We start from the raw sequence: 20,436 nt of genomic DNA, 5'->3' as shown, positions 1-20,436 counted from the left end.
CATTCAATTATCATCAGATCAACAAATTAATGCTCGTATACCAAATTGGCGCTCAAACAATTGTATCAAATTCATGCGCACTGACGGCTGCTTTATATCTCGTGGCGCCCAGACATGACGCATAAGAAAAAAACCCGTCAGTATAAAACCATTTATTATGTCACTAGAATCAGTAGGACGAGTTGTTCTTTGCACAAGAAACTGTGGTAGAATGAGAAGCTTTTTTTTCCAAGGTTCCCCTGCTTCTTCACAGACAGCCCGTCCAGATTTTGGTGATACGTAATGCAGCCTTTCCTGACCGCCTGTTGCAGCACAACAAGATAAATCAAGACCAAAACCAAGTTCTTCAAGAAGCCGCATTTCAAAACGTACAAGCAATTCTGCAGTTACAAATGGTTCATCAAAATTCTGCATAAAAAGGTGTAAAATATCATATAAAACGGGATGTGGATCACGTTCGGGAAGAAGCCGCAAATGAAAAGCTATCAATTGCAAAGCATAAAGTGCTTCTGGTAGACAGATTAATCGCGCCGCGTGTAAATCAAGAGCTTCAAGTCGAAAAAGTCCCAAATGCTCTTCTAAACGAGCCCACCATTCAGCTTCCACAAAATTTCCAGGTTGAAGAAGAGCTGCCATACGACGCGACCGCCCCCCTTTTACCACTCCCATATAACGACCATGTTCACGTGTCATAACCTCAAGAATAACACTTGTTTCACCATATTGGCGTGTACCAAGAATAACGGCTTGTTCTTTCCACTTCATTTTACTTTAATTATTTTTAAAAATCTTATTTTTAAAAATCCAATCCCATTTCGCGATAACGTTCTGGATCGGTATCCCAATTATCGCGCACTTTCACAAAGAGAAAAAGATGAACCTTTTGATCCATAATTTTCATTAGTTCTTTACGTGCTGCTTGACCAATCGCTTTTATTGTATCGCCTTTTGCTCCTAAGACAATTTTTTTCTGACTCTCACGCTCAACATAAATAACTTGATTAATTTTAACGGAACCATCTGAACGCTCTTCCCAGTTTTCTGTTTCAACCGTTGAGGAATAAGGAAGTTCATCATGAAGACGAAGAAAAAGTTTTTCACGCGTAATTTCAGCAGCAAGATGACGCATGGGCATATCGGAAATTTGATCTTCCGGATAATACCATGGTCCCTCCTGCATCATATTACTCAACGCATGAAGTAAATCCTTGCAACCAGAACCGTTTAGAGCAGAAATCATAAATGTTTGCGCAAACTTTACACGTTCATTTATTTTAGTGGTTAACGCTAGAAGAGATGATTTAACAACTGTATCAACCTTATTAAGAACAAGAACTTTTTCTTGTTTCATGTTGTTTACAATATCTAACATCATATCAACTTCATCCGAAAGACCACTTTGAGCATCAATTAAAACGAGCAGAACATCCGCGCTCTTAGCCCCTCCCCAAGCAGCAGAGACCATGGCACGTTCTAAGCGCTTATGGGGACGAAAAACACCTGGTGTATCGACCAACACAATTTGCACATCATCATGAATGACAATACCGCGGATTAAAGTTCGTGTTGTTTGTACCTTATGCGTTACAATTGAAACCTTTGTTCCAACCAATTGATTAACCAATGTCGATTTACCGGCATTAGGCATCCCAATAAGCACAACAAACCCAGAACGCGTTTTCATAACGTCACTCATGATCATTTTTTCCCACTGTTTTCCATACACCCTCTCGTCGCAAAATTTTTTCAGCTGCCATTCTTTCGGCATATCTTTTGGAGCTTCCCTGCCCAATCTCTGAAGCAAACCCAGAAATACTGACCTCTACCATAAAAACAGGATCGTGATCTGGACCTGAACGTTTTATAACCTGATAATGTGGTTGTGCATTGCCTTGGATATGCGCCCATTCCTGTAATTCGGTCTTGGCATCACGCCGACCAGCATCCATTTTCTTTGCCCGACTATGCCAATATTTTTGAATAAAAGGGCGAACGCTTTCCAATCCTCCATCGAGATATATCACGGCAATCAAAGCTTCCACGACATCTGCATGCATATTGATGAGTCGACGCCCCTCGAAATTTTTCATCTCAAAACCAACACGGATCATATCAGGCAGCCTCATTTCACGCGCAATATCAGCACATGTCTGCGCGTTGACCAGATGATTCAAACGGACTGATAATTCACCTTCACTTGCCTGAGGAAAAAGTTGATACAGCATTTCTGCAATCAAAAGCCCTAAAACCCGATCCCCTAGAAACTCTAGTCGTTCATAATTCCCCTGTTCCGAATCTTGCACACTCGAGTGTGTTAATGCCTTCTTTAACCTCTCTTCATCTTTAAAACGATGCCCCGTCAGCTTGAAAAGCTGATCAATCATTAGACGTTTCATCGTTGTTTCCTTGATTGATAAGCGGCAAATCATGAACCGTATTTATGAAAGAAAACAAACGCTTCCAACGCACATCAAATGGCCAGCGCCAAACCTGCCAAGCACTTGAACCGTTACTGATGGAAAAGAAAATCACGCTCGCGCGACCAATAAGATTTTCTTCTGGAACATAGCCTACATCTAAACGACTATCATCTGAATTGTCGCGGTTATCTCCCATCATAAAGTAATGTCCTTGAGGAACTTCAAAGACTTTTGTATCATCGACTTTCGGGATGAAAGCTAAATCAAGTGTATCATAACTGACACCGTTAGGCATTGTCTCGCGATAAACCTCAACAGGATAGTTAACCTCTGTTATATCAGAATTATCAATTTCCCCCATAAAGTGACGGGAAACAGCCTCATCATTAATATAAAGAACACTTTGACGGACTTGTATACGATCACCTGGTAGCCCAACAACGCGTTTTATATAATCAATCTTTGGATTACTTGGTAAGCGAAAAACGACCACATCTCCACGTTGAGGCTGAGATGCCCAAATCCGTCCAGAAAAAAGAGGAGGAGAAAATGGGATGGAAAAACGAGAATACCCATATGCATACTTAGAAACAAACAGATAATCTCCCACCAACAAAGTAGGACGCATTGAACCGGAAGGAATACTAAAAGGCTGGAAAAAAAGTGTCCGAATAACCGCTGCTAAAAGCAGAGCCTGTATTAAAACAGAAATAAATTCACGAACCCCACCTTTTTTTTCTTTTTTATGCACTTTATCTTTTTGGATCATCACCAACTGCCTTCTCATCACAGATATAATTTTTTTCATCATAATATTCAAATAACAAAAGCACAATCTCTCACACCATCTATCCACGTGGAAGTGCTTCGATAATAATAAATGCCTGTGCCCAAGGAAAATCATCTGTTATGCTAAGATGAATAACTGCATCATGATGAGGAGGTAATAACTTTTGAAGTTGTACTTGCGCACGATTTGTTAATTGCATTATTGGTTTACCAGATGGCAAATTAATAACCCCCATGTCTTTCCAATTAATCCCACAAGCGATTCCCGTTCCTAAGGCTTTAGCACATGCTTCTTTAGCAGCAAATCTTTTTGCATAGGAAGAAGAGCTTTTTTTGAGATTTTCCGATCTATTCCTTTCAATATCCGTAAAAATACGTTGGGTAAAACGCTCACCATAACGAACCAACATTTTCTCAATACGTCGTATATCAACCAGATCATTTCCAAGACCAACAATCATACGATATTACCCCATCTTTCTTACGATGAACGCTTCTTTAAACGCCTTTTTTTATAATCTTTTGATATCGCTTTTGTTTAAAACGAACCGTTGCTCTGTAAACACCTATATAAGATAAACCACCAAAAACAATACCTAAAAGAGTTCCACCTAAAATCATAGGACTCATAATTGTGTCCCATGCGCCTTTAAAGAGGAGAGAGAGATTTGACAATGTCAAACCATTAAATAGAGCACGAATTTGCGAAAGAGAAATCTCTTTGACATCGCTAAAAAGTGATAAACAAAAATACCCTACTTTATAATCAGCCATGACAATCAATAAAAATGTGAGTGGATTAGAAAAAATCGTCCCAATGATTGCGGCAGCAAAGTTTGCACGCAAAAGCCAAGATAAAAATATTGCCAAAATAATATGCAACCCAAAGAAAGGGGAACAAGCTAAAAAAATGCCAACAGCAACCCCTAATGCTACTTCATGCGGTGTTGCTGATATACGCAAAATACGTTTATGTATGTAGCAAAATGAGCGAGAAAATGAACGACGTGGCCATAACCAAAGTCGAATACGCGTTACAAAATCTATTGGTTCTCGACTACGAAAAAGCATATGACTCTCAATATACATCTTTTGATGATGAAATAATCTATATCATCCAAATTAATCTTTTTAAGCTTTTGCACAAAAAAAAATAGAAAGACAATTAAATATTTCGACTACCTGGTTTAATCGCTGGAAGAACAGAAAGCTCTGCAGGAAGTGCATCACTAGTATAAGAGGTTATCTCATATTCAGCAAGCGCAATCAATGGAACCCCAACATTGACCTTACCACCAGAACGATCAAGGATACATGCACTGGCCAATACCTCTGCTCCTGCTGCAACAAGCGCCTCAATAGTCTCACGAATGGAAAGACCCGTTGTCACAATATCTTCGACAATAACAACCCGTGCCCCCTTCTTGATTTCAAAACGACGCAATTCAAAGATGCCATTTACACGCTCTACCCAAAGAGAAGGAACACCAAGGTGCCGTGAAGTTTCATAGGAAGGAATAAGGCCGCCAATTGCGGGACCAACAACATAATCAATTTTTCCCTCGATAGATTTTTTGATTTTTTCAGCTAATCCACGACACAACTTTTCCGTCAAGTCAGCATGCATGAATACTTTCGCTTTTTGCATATAAGTCGCACTATGGCGTCCCGATGTTAAAATAAAATGCCCTTCTAGAATAGCATCTGCTTGTTTAAAAATATCAATGACATCTTGTGTATTCATTGCAAAATCTTTCTTTTTATCCATGAACCCGCCGTACTGTACTTACTGAACCCGCCTCTTTTAACTGAGAAAAAATACGATTCAAATGTTTTAAATCCCACACTTCCAAATCAATCATAATTTCTGTAAAATCTGGTGCTGTACGGATAAAAGATAAATTTTGGATATTAGCATCGTTAGCAGAAATTATTTGTGTAATTTCAGCCAAAGAACCAGGACTATTTACAACCAAAATGTTTATCCGTGCAGGAAAACGTTCATTCATTTGGGCATCAATATCCCAGCGGACATCAATCCATCGTTCTGGCTGATCATCATATGCCATCAAAGCTGAAGACTGTATTGGATAAATAATGATCCCAGCCCCAGGCTGCATAATACCAACAATCCGATCTCCAGGCACTGCTCCTTCCGGTGAAAAACGTACGGGTATATCTCCACGGGTTCCTCTAATAGGCAATGCTTTAGATTGATGATTCTCGAACATTTCATTCTTTTCATTTTCTGGAACTTTAAAAATCATACCTTGAGCATTCTCAATATTAAACCAACCTTCTTCCCCAGGCTTAAAAGATGACTTTTGTACTACACGGTGATCTTGATAATCAGGATAAACCGCTTTAATCACATCAGCGGAAAACAGCTCCCCACGCCCAACAGCAGCCAATACATCCTCTACATCTTTACGTGCTAAACGTGGCAAAACTTTCTTCAAAACGTCTTTTGAAAATTGTTTTCCCATATATTCAAATGAACGCTCGAGAATACGATATCCTAAACCCGAATATTGTTTACGTACCGCAGCACGACTTGCTCGTCGAATAGCTGAACGTGCTTTACCTGTGACAACAAGAAATTCCCATGCAGCCGGCGGAATTTGAGCATGTGAACGAATAATATCAACCTCATCACCATTTTTTAATTTGGTCATTAAAGGCATAATACGACCATTGATTTTCACACCCACACAAGAATCACCAATATCGGTATGGACGGCATAAGCAAAATCAATAGGAGTAGCTCCTTTAGGAAAAGCAATTAATCGACCTTTCGGCGTAAAACAAAAAACTTGATCTTGAAAAAGCTCAAGCTTTGTGTGTTCTAAAAATTCTTCCGGATTATCTCCATCTGACAAAGATTGAATCGTTTGACGCAACCATGCATACGCATTTGTTTCATTTGATAACCTCGAAGCCGAATAATTAGAACCTTGCTCTTTATAAATGGAATGTGCCGCAACGCCATATTCAGCAATTTCATCCATAGCAGCAGTTCTAATCTGCAATTCAACACGTTGTCGCGATGGTCCCACAATCGTTGTATGAATGGAACGATAATCATTTTGCTTTGGTATAGAGATATAATCTTTAAAACGACCAGGAACCATTGGCCATGTCGTATGAATGACACCAAGAGCACGATAACAATCATTCACGGACTCAACAATCACACGAAAACCAAAAATATCCGATAACTGTTCAAAAGATAATGCTTTACTTTCCATTTTGCGAAAGACTGAATAAGATTTTTTCTGACGGCTTTTAACATCTGCTTTAATGCCGTGCTCGAAAAAAAGCTTTGTCAATTCATTTTCAATTGTGGAAAGCAAATCACGGTTGTGTTTCAATAATTCAGAAAGTCGATTAGTAATCGTACGATAACCTTCTGGATTTAAATAAAAGAAAGAGAGATCCTCTAATTCCTCGCGCATATCCTGCATACCCATACGACCTGCAAGTGGCGCATAAATATCCATCGTCTCCTCAGCAATTCGCCGACGTTTATCATCACGCATAACACCAAGGGTACGCATATTATGAAGGCGGTCAGCGAGTTTGACTAAAAGAACGCGAACATCATCAGAAATAGCAATAAGAAGTTTACGAAGATTTTCTGCCTGTACAGCTTTCTTTGATACAAGATCAAGCTTATTAAGCTTTGTAAGTCCTTCAACCAACTTCCCAATTTCAGAACCAAAAAGCTGATCAATTTCTGCTCGTGTAGCGCTTGTATCTTCAATTGTATCATGCAAAAGAGCAACAGCAATCGTTGCCTCGTCCAACCGCATATCCGTCAAAATAGCAGCAACTTCTAAAGGATGAGAAAAATAAAGATCACCTGACGCACGCTTTTGATGTGCATGCTTTCTCATTGCATAATCATAGGCCCTGTTTAAAAGAGCCTCATCTACGTCAGACTTGTAACGTTGAACACGTCCAACAAGCTCACACTGACGCATCATACGAGCATATCCTTTATCTTTTCACACCCCTAATCTTTATTGAACACGTCCTATCAATAAAAGACAAGAAAAATAATTGCTCCTCACATGACAAGGTATCTTTACTCCTGTAACATAAATTGCTGCAATTAATAATCGTCACTTTTTTCTGGAACAACCAAACCTTCAATACCCGCTAAAAGCTCTTCTTCTGACATATGATCAAATGAAGTACCTTCTTCTTGCGACGACGTATTAAAAGCACTTTCAGCTTCACCTGAATGGGTAATAAATTCACTTGCCATTTCTGGCTCATCTACTTCCACATGCTTTTGCAGCGAATGAATAAGGTCTTCCTTTAAATCAGCAGGCGACAATGTTTCTTCTGCTATTTCACGCAAAGCAACAACTGGATTTTTATCATTATCACGATCAACCGTAATCTGCGCTCCTTGTGAAATCTGACGCGCCCGATGACCTGCTAAAAGTACCAATTCAAAGCGGTTATCAACTTTATCAATACAATCTTCTACCGTTACGCGGGCCATTTATGCCTCTTTCTCAAATAAAAAAATTTAATAGCGGATAGAGAAGTATATACAATAATCAAAATAAAACACAAGAAAAACAACTCAAACTTTTATATTTTTTGATTAAAGAACTTATTTAAGAAAATTTATAAAAATGTATAACCTATTCATGCCCGTTATCAAAGCTTCTCTTAAAAGCATTCCAATAAATTGGCTTCAAACAGAGGGAGCTCTTTCTTGACAAAATACTTGTCTGGAGTCTTTATCCTTTTAAAAAGAATACCAGCTGTTTAAAATCCTTTGCAATAAAGGCAGCCTTATGCATAATTTTTATGATAATATCTTTATTTAAAGAGAACTTTTTTCTTTGAACATCATGTGTATTGCACTCTTATTCATCGAATGAATTACTGAAAGATTACCTCTCTTTACATAATAATTAGCAATAAGTTTATATTAAATTTTATTTATATTCATTATAGATTGTTTCTCAAAACATAACCCGTCATATACGCTATAAAAGACTCAAAAAAATAGAAAAAACGATTGATGCCTAACACCATGAATAACCAATTAACATCACTTTTCCCAGAACCACCCAAAAATTGCAATTTATGTCCTAGGCTCCATCAGTTTATCGCTGACTGGCGTGTAAAAGAACCAAGTTGGTATAACGCACCGGTGCGCCCCTTCTTTCCTTATAAAGGAGCAGACACAACGCGCCTTCTTATTGTTGGACTTGCTCCTGGATTACGTGGAGCAAATCGAACTGGACGTCCGTTCACTGGTGATTATGCTGGGCACTTACTTTATTCAACTTTAAAAAAATTTGGTTTTGCCCAAGGAACCTTCGAAGAAAGAGCAGATGATACTCTTGAACTGATTGATGCAGCAATCGTTAACTCTGTTCGTTGTGTTCCACCAGAAAATAAACCCACCGGTGCAGAAATTAACACGTGCCGCTATTTCTTCTCACCTCTTTTAACAAATCTTCCCAAACTTAAAGCCGTTATTACCTTAGGAACCATTGCACACCATTCAACGATACGTGCCCTTAATGCAAAAGTTTTAGCTCACCCTTTTGGACACGGCGAAATCAATAACATCGGCAGATTACGCATCTTTTCAAGCTATCACTGTTCTCGTTATAATACAAATACTGGACGCTTGACAGACGCCATGTTTCACCAAATTTTTCAAGCAGCAAAAACATACTTAGATCAATGCTAAAACTGTTTTAAACCAGCGCTATAAATAAAGGATACCTAGATCGCATTCGTCATCCATATCTTTTTAAAAGTCTTGCTTTTTCACGTCCCCAATCGCGTTTTTTTTCTGTTTCTCGCTTATCATGAAGTTTTTTCCCCCGCGCTAGAGCAATCTCCAACTTAACGCGCCCACGTTCATTAAAATAAAGTTTAAGAGGAACAAGTGTCATTCCTTCACGAGACGTTGCATTAAAAAAACGTGCCATCTCACGTTTTGAAAGCAATAACTTGCGCAAACGTCGCGGTTCATGATTAAAACGATTAGCCTGCGTATATTCAGGAATATAGCTGTTTACTAACCATAATTCCCCATTCTCAAAACTCGCATAGCTTTCAGCAATATTGGCATGATTAGAACGTAAGGACTTTACTTCCGCTCCCTGAAGGACAAGACCGGCCTCGAGATTATTAAGGATTTCAAAATTAAAACGTGCTTTACGATTGTCAGCAATTATTTTCCGTACGGGCGCGTTCTTTTTTTTATTCATGGCTTTGTCAATATCATTTTATGCTTTTAAAATACCAGCATGACTGAGGGCTGCATCAATAATCTTCTTTGTTCTTTCTGTTAACGGAACAATCGGAGAACGCACAGTATCACCACAAAATCCTAATTTTGCAGCAGCATATTTAATACCCGCTGGACTAGGCTCAATAAACACAGCACGATTAAGAGGCATCAAGCGATCATTTAATTCTCGTGCTGTTTTATAATCACCACGAAAACAAGCATCTTGAAGCTCTGCACACAGCTTTGGAGCAACATTGGAGGAAACTGAAATACACCCCATACCTCCATGTGCATTAAAACCTAACGCTGTACAATCATCACCGGAAAGCTGTACAAAATCCTTCCCACACTTTTCACGTTGTTCACTAACGCGTTCAATTCTGCTCGTTGCATCTTTTACACCAATGATATTTTTAAAATCTTGATAAAGGTCTTTCATCGTTTCCACAGCCATATCGATAACAGAACGACCAGGAATATTATAAATTATAATCGGAATAGAGACAGCTTTGGCAATGGAAGAAAAATGTTTGTATAAACCAGATTGATTTGGTCTATTATAATAGGGAGTGACAACCAAAACTGCATCTGCACCAGCTTTTTGCGCGTATTGTGCAAGCTCTACAGCCTCACTTGTGCTATTTGATCCCGCTCCAGCAACAACAGGAACACGCTTTGCGACCTGCTCAACACACAATTCTATAATCCGCTTATGTTCTTCATGACTTAACGTTGCTGATTCACCGGTTGTCCCAACTGGGCTTACACCGTTAATCCCTTGTGTGATCTGCCATTCAATAAAATCACAAAACGCCTTCTCATCAATTGCGCCCTTATTATCAAACGGTGTAATAAGCGCAGTTATAGCTCCCTTGAGCATGATAAACTCCCTATAATGTTCGCTTTTATTTTTTTTAATAATCGCCTTTTATAAATTTTAAATAGAGCATAATCTTGCTCTATCATTGAAGCAAGATGAATTTCAAAAAAAGCCCTCTTAAGATAAAAATATTCCTCCTTAAATGTTGCACATTTTTTTAAAATAAGCCGTCTATATTAACGCGTTTTTCATGCTTGTGTTCTATAAATCCTTAAGTTTTTACAAAAAGCAAGGTCTCAAGGTCTTTTCTCTATGCGTGTATTTTCCACCTCTCTTTTCGTATCAACCTTTACTGCACTTATACTGGCAATAAGAATTTTATTTTCAAGTGCATCCGCGCAAACACCCCTTTTGCACGGGAAAGCGCCAATCCCTTTGGTGCGCCCTACTCCCTTTACCGAAAAAGAAGCTCTAGAGCCTCTTCAACAGATACACACGACATTACACAATACTGCTACACTTCAGAAACTGAAAGCTGGGCTAGATGCACTAGCAAACAACAATATTGCAAAAACAATAAATCTTCGTAATTCAATGGAAAAACATAGCCTTGATCGTCATATTTTGACATGGGCGCTGGGGATATCAAACCAAGCTGATATACCAAGTTCTGAAATATTTAATGCAATCAACATGCTAAAAGGATGGCCCGGTATAGAAACGATGCAACGCAATGCTGAACGTGCTTTTCTTAACGAAACCAACCTCACACGCGCAATCATCCAAAAATTTTCTCATCACCCGCCCCAAACAGCGCAAGGAATGGCTCTCTTCGCTAAAGCACTTATTGCAACGGGACAAACCACTCGTGCTCGACACGTTATTGCGCCATGGTGGCATAAAACACAGCTTAATGCAAAAGAAGAAATATTTGTTCTTAAAAATGCAAGCGCTGCATTAAAACCTATTGATCATCTGAAACGCATGCAGTTTATGCTGTATGCATATCGTTTTGATTCAGCAGCACGCGTTGCAAAATTAGCCCATGCTCAATCTCTTTTTGATGCTTTTGTGGCCGTTGAAAAAAATGATCCTAGAGCTACACAAAAATTAAAAGCTGTAGAAAGATCATGGCAAAAAGATCCTCTTTTTCAGTTTGCTCGAATACGCCATCTTCGACGAACAGAGCAATATAATGCAGCTGCAGCACTCATGATGAAAACATCAAAAGATGCATTCCACCTTATGAACCCTCATTCATTATGGAAAGAACAACGCGCCCTTTCTCGTGAAATGCTCGATTTAAACAAACCAAAAATTGCTTATCAACTCGTTGCAATGCACACTGGTATAACATCTGCATTAGCTATCGATGCTGAGTTTCATGCAGGATGGTACGCACTACGGTTTCTTCATAACCCTAAATTGGCAATGCAGCATTTTTCACGTATTCCTCAACTCTCTTCTTTACCTTTTTCTGCATCACGTGGATATTACTGGATGGGACGAACAGCAGAAACGCTAGAAGAACATAAAAATGCCCAGCAATACTTTCATCGCGCAGCTCATTTTGGTGCAACTTACTATGGTCAATTAGCCGCTGCACGACTCAACCAAAAAAAGCTTAAAGTTTCCTTTCCCAAACCAACAACCGCTGAGCGACAACATTTTAGTGCACGAAAAGCGATCAAAGCAATTCAACGTCTTGAAGCAGCCGGCTATGCTGATTTTGCTAAAATTTTTTATAGAGAGCTCGGAAAAAAAATAGAAAGTCCCGGCGAATTAGCCCTTCTGGCTGTTATGGCAGAAAAAAACGGAGACTATTATACCAGTCTCAAAATTGGAAAAATGGCTGTTTTTCAGGGAAAAAATGTCGGTGCACTCTCTCATCCTCTGGGAGCTATACCAGCTTCTACTAATATTTCTGTAGAAGAAAAATCGCTTATCTATGCCATTGCACGCCAAGAAAGCGAATTTAATCCAACAGCCATATCAAAAGCAGGTGCACAAGGTATACTCCAATTGCTTCCTACAACAGCAAAAGCATTGGCAAAAAAACACTCAATTGCATGGTCTCCTAAAAAATTTAGCAATGATGCTCATTATAATGCAACATTAGGTGCCCATTTTCTTAATGAACAATTGGAACGTTTTAATGGATCCTATATACTAACTCTTATTGGCTATAATGCGGGTCCCCGTCGTGTCAATGAATGGATAAAACGTTATGGCGATCCTCGAGGACAATCTCTCGATAACGTCATTGATTGGATTGAGCGTATTCCTTATACAGAAACACGTAATTACGTGATGCGTGTCATGGAAAATTATGGTGTCTACAAAGCAAGACTCACTGGGAAAATAGATATAAAAACCGACCTGCTTTCTGGTCGACGGAAATAATATGCCTTAACTTCCCAAATAGTACTTTGAAAGCGTTCATAAGACGTGTTTTTATTCCTTTTTAAATAGCACCCACATACCAACCTGCTTATGATGTATACGCAAGTAATTTTAATTGATTCAGTATCAATAAATTCAAAATGAGAAAACCCTATGCTATTAGGATCTTTTATTTCAAATACAAAATGATGAATTATCATTATAAATCAATATATTATAAGAAAAGCGCCCCATATAAAAAATCAGCTAAATATCAAGGATACTCTGATTATTTTATTCACTTTTGATGGGGGGGGGGGTGGAAAAGAACCAACGCGTTGAAGTGCCGCCATCGCTAATCGATCAAGTTCCGGATTACCAGCAGAGACTGCTACACGACTAGAAAAAATACTCCCCTGCTTATGCACCATAAATTCTAACTTCACCGTTCCTTTTGCACGACTGGTACGCTGTCCCACAATATAATTTTTTTGCCTTTCTAATTGTGACTGTACCTTTGCTAACCACTCCATTAACAACATATCTTCAAGCCCTGCTGTACTGACGCCCTTGTTGGTGGAAGAAGAACGTACCGCCTTTGCATTGGAGCGCTTTACTACAGCTTTTGGCATCGGTATTGTTTTTTTGATAAACGCTTTATGCTCCACTTTTTGAGGAAGAGGTTCTTCCAAAGACTTTAAGTCATCTTGTTCTACCATATGCTGAGGCTCTTCCGATTGAACTTCATCCACGGATTCTAATTCCTCTGACTCCTTCTCTAAAAGATCAGACTGTAATACTTTTGGCTCTGTATTAATATCCGAATTAATATCCGACTCTGTATGAATATCTGACAAATCTGTATCAACATCCGGATAGATAGTTTCTTGCACAAAAGTCAGCATAATCTCCGACGAGAGCAAGCTATTACTTACACCCGTACTTTGAAAATAAAACTGCGCTCCCAATAATACATGCAAAAATAAAGCTCCAACAAATGCACCAATCCAAAGAGTTAATAATTGCGTCGTATTTTCAAAATTCATCGTTTCTTCTGCCGCTATTTTAAGCTTAATATTGGTGTAAATCTCATTAAAACAGGCTATTTTGAAATTGCAACTTTTTTCTTGACTGATTTTGTCATGTTTAATATGGTTTTCTAGTGGTTTTGTCTTGTTGGCAAAATCACTTCTGCTTGGCTGGCAAGTTTTAATCAGCGGGTCCAGCCTTTTTGTATGTAAATAAAATTTCAAAACAGAGAGGGGATGTTTAAAAAGGTTGTGATGTGTTATGCAAATAAGACGAAAAAATATCTATAAAAGCTGTGTGATTTTAAGTGCATTATCGGTCTGTATACCTTCATTTGTTTTTGCACGAAATAAAGATGGAGGAGCTGTCACTGAACTCAAACCAATTGTTATTGAAGAGAAAAAAATAGGGACGGCCTTGGATTCGGTCACTATTCTGACAGATCGGAAAACCGCGAAGGATATTCGTGAGAAACAAATAACTGATGCCTATGATATTAGTCGTCTTTATCCAACCGTGGGGTATAGCCCAAGTAATAACAGTTTTGTCATTCGTGGTTTAGAAGCAAACCGTGTTCTCACAACAGTGGATGGTATTGTTCTTCCGTGGTTCAATGATATATTGCGTAATAACAGTGGTAACACAATGTTTGACTTTAGTGCGCTTTCCACACTTGATGTTATTCAGGGACCGGATTCTAGTCTTTATGGATCTGGTGCACTGGGAGGAGTTGTTGCGTTGCGTACCCTTGATCCTGAAGATCTTATCACAGAAGGAAAAAATTGGGGTGGTCTTATAAGAAGTGGTTATCATTCTGTTGATAATAGTTGGCACGTAGATCAAGCTGTTGCAATGCGTGCTCAACAAACGTTTTTGCTTTTCCAAGGTTCTTATGCGGAAGGTCATGAGCGCAAAAATATGGGAACCCTAGAAGGTTATGGAGAGCGCACACGTAAAAACCCTGCTCATTTTGACCAAAATAATTTGCTCTTTAAAATTCACCAATACCTTGATGACAATCACCGACTTGGTTTTACAGCAGAACGTTTTGGTCACAATGTTGATACACATTCATTGAATGCTTCTGAAAGATATTATGCCCGTGGTTCCGTTTATGACAAGGACGACAAACTCCGTGAACGCCTTTCTCTTTCTTATGACTATAACGGCAATGAAGATGCACTTTTTGATGCGTTTCGTGGACAGATTTATTGGCAAAGACAGTCAAGTCATGATATTATGACTTCATTTCGTGTTCGGGCACCCAAAGGGGATTTTTTGAGAGATAATTTTTTGCGTAATACCAATTATGGTTTCAATGCTGATGCTCTCAAGAAGGTTCATATTGGCACTGTAGACCATACGTTAAAGCTTGCCGCTAATGTCTTGTCATCTAAGTTTCATCATTATTTGTTCGGGAAAGATAATTGTCACTTGCCGGAAAATGCACGGGGATGCCTCTTTGTGCCCGCTAATCGGTCAGATTCACCAGATACAAATGGCTATAATTTGGGTTTTGTTTTCGAAGATGAAATTGGCCTTGCCGATAACCATTTCCGTATCACACCTGGAATTCGTTATGATTGGTATAAGTATGTCCCTCAGAAAACGTCTTCTTATGAGAAAGCTCTACTTTCTGACAAATTTCCTCCAGAAAGAAATGGTTCACGTTTTTCTCCCAAATTACGTGTGGAGTGGGATGTTCGTGATCAAGTAACGCTTTATGCCCAATGGGCACAGGCTTTTCGTGCACCACGTATTGCAGAACTTTACGTCTCTTATATAAAACCCTCTGCTTATTACTCGAAGGGCAACCCTGATCTTAAAGCAGAAACGAGCAATGGGTATGATGTTGGTATAAGGTATGGAAATAGAAATTTGGGTGGTTCAGTCAGTGCCTTTTTCAATCAATACAAGGACTTCATAGACACTGTGGATAAAGGTCCATCAGAGGAATTCCCATTAGCACGTCGCCATTATATAAATCGTGCAAATGTGCGTATTTATGGTGCTGAAGCAAAAATACATTTGGCTCTTAATGGTGGATTCCATAGCAATTTTGCTCTTGCCTATTCGCAAGGAAAAGATATTGATAAAGATGAATATCTTAACTCAATTCCAGCTTTAAAAACGATTGTTGGGATCGGATATGCAAAAGAAATCTGGGGAGCAGACGTTGTTCTTACCTCATCTGCCAAACGTGATAAAGTTGCTAAGGAATCGGACTATCAAAAAATTCCAGGTTATAATATTATTGATGTGTCAGGTTGGTTGAAGCCATTTGGTGAAAAGGGTCCTGTTATAAGGGCTGGTGTTTATAATCTGTTCAATCAAAAATATTGGAATGTATCAGATCTTCCTTCCGATGACGGCTCAACACCGAAGGATTATTATAGTCAGCCTGGTCGCAACTTTAAAGTTTCGTTCGTGCAAAAATTTTAGTCACTTTTGTTAATCATTAGATCAATTAAAAAGGTTATATCGATAAAAAATAAATTATTGCGTTTCTGTTCTCATTGTTCTTTGAACAACGAATTTTGAGGTTTGCGCTTTAACTCTTTGTAATTTATTGGTTTTTATTGTTCTATTGTTGATAAAATAAGGGCTTTTTTGGTGGTGAGTTGAACCATTAGTTGATAGTGGTTCAACTCACTGTTTTTGAGTTTTAAAATTAAACAATTAACCTTTAAACAGGTAACATAAGGATAAGCCCATGTCATACACAGCCGAAATGATTATTCACTTGCGTGAAGAAAAAAAAGAAATGCGTAACCGCGATTTCGCGGACTCTATTGGTATATCCGAAGCAGAACTCATTGCGGCTTATTGTACAATTGGAAAAGCAAAAAAACTACGCGCTGATGTCGCTACTCTCTTGGAAAATGCTCCTAAACTTGGAATAGTCATGGCATTAACACGGAATGAAAATGCTGTCCATGAAATAACAGGATGTTTTGAGAAGATTGTTCAAAGTCAGCATATTCCGATAACACTCGGTGAAATTGACTTGCGTATTTTTTCAAAACAGTGGAAGTTTGGTTTCGAGCATGACGTGACTATTCTCGGAACACCTATGAAAAGTCTGCAATTTTTTGATCAATATGGCATTGCTATTTTCAAACTCTATTCTCAAGACGCAACAAATATGGAAGAATGGGCTGCACTTGTTGAAAAGTTGCTTCATAACGATCAATCATCCGCACTTGATATTTCTCCCGCTCCTACTCCAGTACAATGTGATACGGCAAAGCTAGATGTTGAAAAGTTCCGAGATCGTTGGCGACAGATGACTGATGTGCATCAACTTCATGGAATTATTTCTGAACTGAAAATTAATCGACATAATGCCGTAAAACATGCCGGAAATGAATTTGCCGATGAGTTAAAAATAGAAGCTGTTGAGATGATGCTCAAACAAGTTGCACAAGAAGAGTTACCAATTATGTGTTTTGTTGGAAATAAAGGATGTATCCAAATTTTCACTGGGCAAGTAAAGAATATTAAGCAAATGGGACCTTGGCTTAATGTTCTCGATCAGAAGTTTCACCTCCATTTACTCGTTTCTGGAATCAAGAAGGTATGGCGTGTTCGCAAACCTACAATTGATGGATATGTCAACTCACTTGAAGTTTTCGATAAAGATGATGAGATGATTATTCAATTCTTTGGCGTACGCAAGGAGGGCCAAAAAGAACGTGAAGATTGGCGCTCTTTATTGAATGGTTTACCATCGTGCCAAGAAAACAGCAGTAACTAAGATAAGGTAAGGTCAGACATGTTCATATCTCTTTTGCATAGGTTATCAAACCTTTTCCTTATATGTTTACTGCTCTCTCTTACCTGTTTTTCTAAACAAGTGATTGCTGAACCCACAACCCGTTTTCCTGAAAATGCTCGAATTGTTTCTATCGGCGGAGCACTTACAGAAATTGTCTATGCATTGGGTGCCCAAGATCAGCTTGTCGCCCGTGATAGTACAAGCGTCTACCCGCAAGAAGCGCTCAAGCTTCCTGTGCTTGGATATATGCGTGCTCTTTCACCGGAGGGTGTTTTATCACTTGCCCCAGAGGGCATATTGCTTGTTGAAGGAAGCGGTCCCGCTTCAACAATTGATATTCTCAAAAAAACATCAATCCCTCTGGTGATCATACCAGAAGACTACTCCCGTGAAAATGTGATAGAAAAGATTCGCCTCGTTGGTCAAGCCATTCATCGGGAAGTTCAAGCCGCTGCGTTAATTGAAAAATTGAAGCGTAATTTTTTAGAAAACGATACGCTTTTGGCGAAAGTAACAACACCAAAGCGTGTTCTTTTTGTTTTCTCTGTGCAAAATGGACGCGTCATGGCATCTGGAACAGGTACTGCAGCTGATAGTATGATAAAACTTTCAGGTGCTATCAATGCTATCACCGATTATAAAGGATATAAACTTCTCAACGGCGAAGCGTTATTGAAATCAGATCCTGATGTTATCTTACTTGTAAAACATGGTGCAAGATCAACTAGCATTGATAAGATTTTAGCCATACCGGCAGTTCAAGCAACAACAGCAGCAAAAAATCATGCCATAAAACAGATGGATGCTATGTATTTTTTAGGATTTGGTCCACGCACTGCAGACGCATCAAGAGAGCTTATTGAGATACTTTATGGTGCAAATCAAAACGGTAAGAGCTGATAAAAATGGTAGACGGTACATCCATGATGCATTTACCTGAAACAAAAGAAGGTAAAAAAATAAACCGTTCAAAGCAGGGGAAGGTTTTATTATTAAGCTTAATAATATTCCTTACCTTCAGTATTTTTGGTGGGCTCTTGAATGGTGCCGCAAAGGTTTCTTTCCTTGATCTCCTCCATGTGATGCTTACACAAGATTTTTCAGTAAGTAGTAAAACGCGTGATTACCTCGTGCTTATCGACATAAGGCTTCCCCGTGTTATCTTTGGATTGTTAATTGGAGCAGCTTTAGCTGTCTCCGGTGTTCTTATGCAAGGGCTTTTCCGTAATCCTCTTGCAGATCCTGGAATTATAGGTGTATCAGCAGGTGCTGGACTTGGAGCAGTCTTAGCAATTGTTGTCGGTATTGCTTTTCCTGTTTCATTTGCACCTTTTCTAGAGCCTTACAAAGTTATCATAGGTGCTTTTTTTGGTGGACTTTTATCAACGATTATTCTCTACATAATAGCAACGCATAATAGCTTTACCTCTATTGCAACCATGCTGCTTGCTGGTATTGCTCTTGGTGCATTAAGCAGTGCAGTTGTTGGAACATTGATTTTTATCGCAAATGACCAACAACTCCGTGATATCACTTTTTGGAGTCTTGGCTCTCTTGCAGGCGCTACATGGTTGAAAGTATGGCTCGTTCTCCCTTTCATCGTTATTGGTCTTCTTTTCTCTCCCTTTTTATCACGAGCACTTAATGCCCTTGCTCTTGGAGAAGCTGTTGCTGGCCATATTGGTTTCCATATTCAACGCGTTAAAAATATTGCTATTCCCCTTGTTGCCCTTATGTGTGGTAGTGCTGTTGCTGTCAGTGGTGGTATTGGTTTTATTGGTATTATTGTTCCTCATATTTTACGTCAACTCATTGGTCCTGATCATCGCTATCTCATTCCTTGCTCTGCTCTCTTGGGAGCAGCATTACTTATTTTTGCTGATACGTTTGCACGCTTAATTGTTGCCCCCGCAGAATTGCCGATTGGGATTGTAACAGCGCTTTTTGGTGCTCCTTTCTTTCTATGGATCCTTATATGCAAACGAGGAACAGACTTTTCATGATTAAAGCGACAAATATTTGTGTTCAGCGCGGAAAGAAGCAGATTCTTAAACACATTAATCTTCAAGCTAAAAGTGGTGCTTTTACCATTATTATTGGTCCTAATGGATCAGGGAAAAGTACTTTTATCAAAGCTCTGAGTGGTGAAATTCCTTACAGTGGAAAAATAACCTTAAATGGTTATAATGTATGCCAAACAAAAACTCATGAAATGGCAAAAATGCGCGCTGTGCTACCACAATCAACAACGCTCGTATTTCCATTCTTAGTCCATGAAGTTGTAGGGCTTGGCCTTTCTGTAAACCAATTTACCATTACCAAAGCCGAAGTGCAAAATCTTATCCAAAAAGCTTTAGAGTGCGTTGACCTTTCTGATTATGGCAACCTGTATTATCACCAATTATCAGGTGGAGAACAAGCTAGAGTACAACTTGCCCGTGTCCTTTGCCAAATCTGGAAACCTGTTCATAATGGGATTCCTCGCTGGATGATATTAGATGAACCTATTGCTAGCCTCGATATTCAACATCAAATCATCGTTATGGATATTGCTAAACAATTTGCCCATTCTGGTGGCGGCGTTCTTGCTGTTCTTCATGACCTCAATCTCGCAGCACATTATGCAGATAACATGATCTTGCTCAAGGAAGGAGAGATTTATTGCAAAGGAAATGCAACTAACGTTTTGACAACACAAAATCTCCGCGATGTTTATCATTGTTCTTTAAACGTTTCTGAATTACCTAAAGAAGATATCCCATTTATACTCCCTCAAACGGCATCCTCCTATGAAATTAGATCTCTAAGCTATCGGTTTCAATCTAAAAACTAAAGTCCATAGAAAAATAAAACATGCAAATATTTAAGAATCTTTTTTATTTTTATATGAACTTCTTTTTGTCATCTGTCATTTTAAAAAAGAAAACCAAACACCCTAAAAATA

Annotated in this window: 19 protein-coding genes; 7 read left to right on the top strand and 12 right to left on the bottom strand. The window is 38.9% G+C overall.

Annotation, left to right across the window (positions count from 1 at the left end):
* Positions 1-18: 18 nt before the first annotated feature.
* The 9 genes from recO to rpoZ form a co-directional block, all read right to left on the bottom strand.
* A complete protein-coding gene (gene recO / locus ACFIJR_RS01270; RefSeq protein ID WP_375648645.1) occupies positions 19-765 on the bottom strand; it encodes a DNA repair protein RecO in 747 nt (248 codons plus the stop codon).
* 31 nt (positions 766-796) lie between these two features.
* On the bottom strand, positions 797-1,696 hold the full coding sequence (gene era / locus ACFIJR_RS01265) for a GTPase Era (RefSeq protein WP_375625036.1): 900 nt from the start codon (positions 1,694-1,696) through the stop codon (positions 797-799).
* A complete protein-coding gene (gene rnc / locus ACFIJR_RS01260; protein WP_012754936.1) occupies positions 1,689-2,396 on the bottom strand; it encodes a ribonuclease III in 708 nt (235 codons plus the stop codon). The genes era and rnc overlap by 8 nt, the downstream gene beginning before the upstream one ends.
* Complete coding sequence (gene lepB, locus ACFIJR_RS01255; RefSeq protein WP_375653326.1) at positions 2,377-3,189, bottom strand: signal peptidase I; 813 nt, start codon at positions 3,187-3,189, stop codon at positions 2,377-2,379. Before lepB ends, rnc begins: the two co-directional genes overlap by 20 nt.
* A gap of 79 nt (positions 3,190-3,268) precedes the next feature.
* The gene (gene acpS, locus ACFIJR_RS01250; RefSeq protein WP_375625039.1) at positions 3,269-3,670 is read right to left on the bottom strand and encodes a holo-ACP synthase; all 402 of its coding nucleotides are present in this window, start codon (positions 3,668-3,670) and stop codon (positions 3,269-3,271) included.
* A 37-nt stretch (positions 3,671-3,707) separates the two neighbouring features.
* Positions 3,708-4,280: a DUF2062 domain-containing protein gene (locus ACFIJR_RS01245; RefSeq protein WP_375625847.1), complete on the bottom strand. Its 573-nt coding sequence runs from the start codon at positions 4,278-4,280 to the stop codon at positions 3,708-3,710.
* Positions 4,281-4,374: 94 nt separating this feature from the next.
* On the bottom strand, positions 4,375-4,953 hold the full coding sequence (gene pyrE / locus ACFIJR_RS01240; RefSeq protein WP_375619471.1) for an orotate phosphoribosyltransferase: 579 nt from the start codon (positions 4,951-4,953) through the stop codon (positions 4,375-4,377).
* A 16-nt stretch (positions 4,954-4,969) separates the two neighbouring features.
* Positions 4,970-7,195: a RelA/SpoT family protein gene (locus tag ACFIJR_RS01235; protein WP_375625041.1), complete on the bottom strand. Its 2,226-nt coding sequence runs from the start codon at positions 7,193-7,195 to the stop codon at positions 4,970-4,972.
* A gap of 128 nt (positions 7,196-7,323) precedes the next feature.
* Complete coding sequence (rpoZ, locus tag ACFIJR_RS01230; RefSeq protein ID WP_375625042.1) at positions 7,324-7,722, bottom strand: DNA-directed RNA polymerase subunit omega; 399 nt, start codon at positions 7,720-7,722, stop codon at positions 7,324-7,326.
* A 543-nt stretch (positions 7,723-8,265) separates the two neighbouring features.
* On the opposite strand from rpoZ, the gene ACFIJR_RS01225 reads away from it, so the two are divergent.
* Positions 8,266-8,934 carry a uracil-DNA glycosylase gene (locus ACFIJR_RS01225; protein ID WP_375625043.1) on the top strand — a complete coding sequence of 223 codons (669 nt, stop codon included), beginning with the start codon at positions 8,266-8,268 and terminating at the stop codon, positions 8,932-8,934.
* Positions 8,935-8,983: 49 nt separating this feature from the next.
* Here ACFIJR_RS01225 and smpB read toward each other — a convergent pair whose 3' ends face one another.
* On the bottom strand, positions 8,984-9,460 hold the full coding sequence (gene smpB, locus ACFIJR_RS01220; protein WP_012231306.1) for an SsrA-binding protein SmpB: 477 nt from the start codon (positions 9,458-9,460) through the stop codon (positions 8,984-8,986).
* Between the two features lie 18 nt (positions 9,461-9,478).
* Entirely contained in the window at positions 9,479-10,363 is an 885-nt protein-coding gene (dapA, locus tag ACFIJR_RS01215) for a 4-hydroxy-tetrahydrodipicolinate synthase (protein WP_375625842.1), read from the bottom strand.
* Between the two features lie 252 nt (positions 10,364-10,615).
* Between dapA and ACFIJR_RS01210 the strand changes: the two genes are divergently transcribed.
* Positions 10,616-12,706 carry a lytic transglycosylase domain-containing protein gene (locus ACFIJR_RS01210; RefSeq protein ID WP_375653278.1) on the top strand — a complete coding sequence of 697 codons (2,091 nt, stop codon included), beginning with the start codon at positions 10,616-10,618 and terminating at the stop codon, positions 12,704-12,706.
* Positions 12,707-12,948: 242 nt separating this feature from the next.
* On the opposite strand, the gene ACFIJR_RS01205 is transcribed toward ACFIJR_RS01210, so the two are convergent.
* Positions 12,949-13,731 carry a cell envelope integrity protein TolA gene (locus ACFIJR_RS01205; RefSeq protein ID WP_375625186.1) on the bottom strand — a complete coding sequence of 261 codons (783 nt, stop codon included), beginning with the start codon at positions 13,729-13,731 and terminating at the stop codon, positions 12,949-12,951.
* 244 nt (positions 13,732-13,975) lie between these two features.
* On the opposite strand from ACFIJR_RS01205, the gene ACFIJR_RS01200 reads away from it, so the two are divergent.
* From ACFIJR_RS01200 to ACFIJR_RS01180, 5 genes are all read left to right on the top strand, one after another.
* The gene (locus ACFIJR_RS01200) at positions 13,976-16,156 is read left to right on the top strand and encodes a TonB-dependent hemoglobin/transferrin/lactoferrin family receptor (protein ID WP_375653275.1); all 2,181 of its coding nucleotides are present in this window, start codon (positions 13,976-13,978) and stop codon (positions 16,154-16,156) included.
* Positions 16,157-16,427: 271 nt separating this feature from the next.
* Positions 16,428-17,471, top strand: coding sequence for a hemin-degrading factor (locus ACFIJR_RS01195; RefSeq protein WP_375653273.1), 1,044 nt, complete (start codon positions 16,428-16,430; stop codon positions 17,469-17,471).
* An 18-nt stretch (positions 17,472-17,489) separates the two neighbouring features.
* Positions 17,490-18,392, top strand: coding sequence for a hemin ABC transporter substrate-binding protein (locus ACFIJR_RS01190; RefSeq protein ID WP_375625048.1), 903 nt, complete (start codon positions 17,490-17,492; stop codon positions 18,390-18,392).
* 5 nt (positions 18,393-18,397) lie between these two features.
* Positions 18,398-19,495 (top strand): FecCD family ABC transporter permease, encoded by a 1,098-nt coding sequence (locus ACFIJR_RS01185; RefSeq protein ID WP_375625834.1) that lies wholly within the window; start codon positions 18,398-18,400, stop codon positions 19,493-19,495.
* Positions 19,492-20,325 carry a heme ABC transporter ATP-binding protein gene (locus ACFIJR_RS01180; RefSeq protein WP_375653271.1) on the top strand — a complete coding sequence of 278 codons (834 nt, stop codon included), beginning with the start codon at positions 19,492-19,494 and terminating at the stop codon, positions 20,323-20,325. Before ACFIJR_RS01185 ends, ACFIJR_RS01180 begins: the two co-directional genes overlap by 4 nt.
* The last annotated feature ends 111 nt before the right edge of the window (positions 20,326-20,436 follow it).

The organism is Bartonella sp. OD88NMGDW (genome assembly GCF_042193775.1).
Lineage (GTDB): Bacteria > Pseudomonadota > Alphaproteobacteria > Rhizobiales > Rhizobiaceae > Bartonella > Bartonella grahamii.
The sequence above is the reverse complement of the archived record's forward strand: the minus strand, read 5'-3'. Positions and strand labels throughout refer to the sequence as shown.

Coding starts and splice junctions, on each gene's coding strand:
- lepB (WP_375653326.1), bottom strand. CDS start 3,189: ATGATCCAAAAAGATAAAGTGCATAAAAAAGAAAAAAAAGGTGGGGTT.
- ACFIJR_RS01180 (WP_375653271.1), top strand. CDS start 19,492: ATGATTAAAGCGACAAATATTTGTGTTCAGCGCGGAAAGAAGCAGATT.
- ACFIJR_RS01190 (WP_375625048.1), top strand. CDS start 17,490: ATGTTCATATCTCTTTTGCATAGGTTATCAAACCTTTTCCTTATATGT.
- recO (WP_375648645.1), bottom strand. CDS start 765: ATGAAGTGGAAAGAACAAGCCGTTATTCTTGGTACACGCCAATATGGT.
- ACFIJR_RS01235 (WP_375625041.1), bottom strand. CDS start 7,195: ATGATGCGTCAGTGTGAGCTTGTTGGACGTGTTCAACGTTACAAGTCT.
- ACFIJR_RS01245 (WP_375625847.1), bottom strand. CDS start 4,280: ATGCTTTTTCGTAGTCGAGAACCAATAGATTTTGTAACGCGTATTCGA.
- ACFIJR_RS01195 (WP_375653273.1), top strand. CDS start 16,428: ATGTCATACACAGCCGAAATGATTATTCACTTGCGTGAAGAAAAAAAA.
- rnc (WP_012754936.1), bottom strand. CDS start 2,396: ATGAAACGTCTAATGATTGATCAGCTTTTCAAGCTGACGGGGCATCGT.
- ACFIJR_RS01225 (WP_375625043.1), top strand. CDS start 8,266: ATGAATAACCAATTAACATCACTTTTCCCAGAACCACCCAAAAATTGC.
- ACFIJR_RS01200 (WP_375653275.1), top strand. CDS start 13,976: ATGCAAATAAGACGAAAAAATATCTATAAAAGCTGTGTGATTTTAAGT.
- ACFIJR_RS01205 (WP_375625186.1), bottom strand. CDS start 13,731: ATGAATTTTGAAAATACGACGCAATTATTAACTCTTTGGATTGGTGCA.
- ACFIJR_RS01210 (WP_375653278.1), top strand. CDS start 10,616: ATGCGTGTATTTTCCACCTCTCTTTTCGTATCAACCTTTACTGCACTT.
- smpB (WP_012231306.1), bottom strand. CDS start 9,460: ATGAATAAAAAAAAGAACGCGCCCGTACGGAAAATAATTGCTGACAAT.
- rpoZ (WP_375625042.1), bottom strand. CDS start 7,722: ATGGCCCGCGTAACGGTAGAAGATTGTATTGATAAAGTTGATAACCGC.
- pyrE (WP_375619471.1), bottom strand. CDS start 4,953: ATGAATACACAAGATGTCATTGATATTTTTAAACAAGCAGATGCTATT.
- acpS (WP_375625039.1), bottom strand. CDS start 3,670: ATGATTGTTGGTCTTGGAAATGATCTGGTTGATATACGACGTATTGAG.
- ACFIJR_RS01185 (WP_375625834.1), top strand. CDS start 18,398: ATGGTAGACGGTACATCCATGATGCATTTACCTGAAACAAAAGAAGGT.
- era (WP_375625036.1), bottom strand. CDS start 1,696: ATGAGTGACGTTATGAAAACGCGTTCTGGGTTTGTTGTGCTTATTGGG.
- dapA (WP_375625842.1), bottom strand. CDS start 10,363: ATGCTCAAGGGAGCTATAACTGCGCTTATTACACCGTTTGATAATAAG.